Origin of the sequence: Christiangramia aquimixticola (assembly GCF_048285835.1) — a bacterium.
Lineage (GTDB): Bacteria > Bacteroidota > Bacteroidia > Flavobacteriales > Flavobacteriaceae > Christiangramia > Christiangramia aquimixticola.
This window is the reverse complement of the sequence record NZ_JBLVTL010000002.1, coordinates 93,540-94,574: the sequence shown is the minus strand read 5'-3', so window position 1 is coordinate 94,574 and position 1,035 is coordinate 93,540. Positions and strand designations below refer to the sequence as shown.

The window sequence follows — 1,035 nt, the reverse complement described above, 5'->3', positions numbered from 1 at the left end:
CAGTTCCCGCTACTAAGCAAAACCACCTTTTAAAGGTGGTTTTTTTATTTCAGGGAGTCACTGGTTCCCCCGATGCTTCAGGGCAGTTCCCGCTACTACAAAAGCCAGTTGAATTTCAGCTGGCTTTTTTTTTGGAATAAATTCAGGAACCCTGCTTCGGCGAATTTATGAAGAAAAAGAAGCTGACATGCGCAGCATGGCTGGGTTTTGTATTTAGCTTATTCCCTTCGGCCGATTTCCGAAAGAAGGAAGGAAATCAATCCAGTTCCCGCTTCTACCAGAGCTAATTAAAATTCAACAGGTTTATGATATATATCATGAAGTGTAGGAGCTTTAATTACGGGTTATTCAAACTCACGAATAAAAATCTTGCGATATTGCTAATATTTAACGGATTATAGTTAATTTTATAGTGTAGAGAGTATTACTTTAGTTATCAATCTAGTTTATTTTAAAGGGGGTGACTTGTAGGGAATTGCCTCCTTTTCTTATTTTTTCCTCCTTAAGAATCTCCTCTATTGGAAAGCCAAACAGTCTTTAAATTTCAAATACCATTTTTTAATTTTTGGGTAAATGGGATTTTAATCTATACTAAACCGAATAAAGGGAATTAGAGATGTATTACCTCCCTTTCCACTTATACCTGATTTTGCTGACAATAGACAAAAAAAAGCCGTGACAATTATCACGGCTTGAGAATCTTGTTTTTAATATTTATCTAACAATTATTCTTTTTCAGAACTTGTAGTTTCAGTAGATTTAATTTCCAAACTATCGATTTGAATAGTGGTGTCTAACTCTACTTCAGCTTCTATTTCTTCTACTAAAATTTCTCCTTCGTTTTCTTTAGAAATAGCTGTCTCATCTGCAGTTTCCTGTGCTGTGTTGGCATTAGCTTGTTTGCAAGATGTAAAATTTAAAACCATCGCAAAAGCTGCAACAGTAAAAATCATTTTTTTCATTTTCAAATGAATATTAATTGTTTAACTGACCAAATGTAATCTGAAATAGCATCCCTTTTACATTTTAACTAAA

1 protein-coding gene is annotated in these 1,035 nt (G+C 33.9%); it reads right to left on the bottom strand.

Features of this window, described 5'->3' with window-relative positions; translation table 11 throughout:
- Nucleotides 1–725: 725 nt before the first annotated feature.
- Nucleotides 726–962, bottom strand: coding sequence for a hypothetical protein (locus tag ACNKXV_RS04040; protein WP_417906420.1), 237 nt, complete (start codon nt 960–962; stop codon nt 726–728).
- Between the last annotated feature and the right edge of the window lie 73 nt (nt 963–1,035).

Bases quoted from the DNA above. Each gene is read 5' to 3' on its own strand.
- ACNKXV_RS04040 (WP_417906420.1), bottom strand. From the start codon at position 962: ATGAAAAAAATGATTTTTACTGTTGCAGCTTTTGCGATGGTTTTAAAT.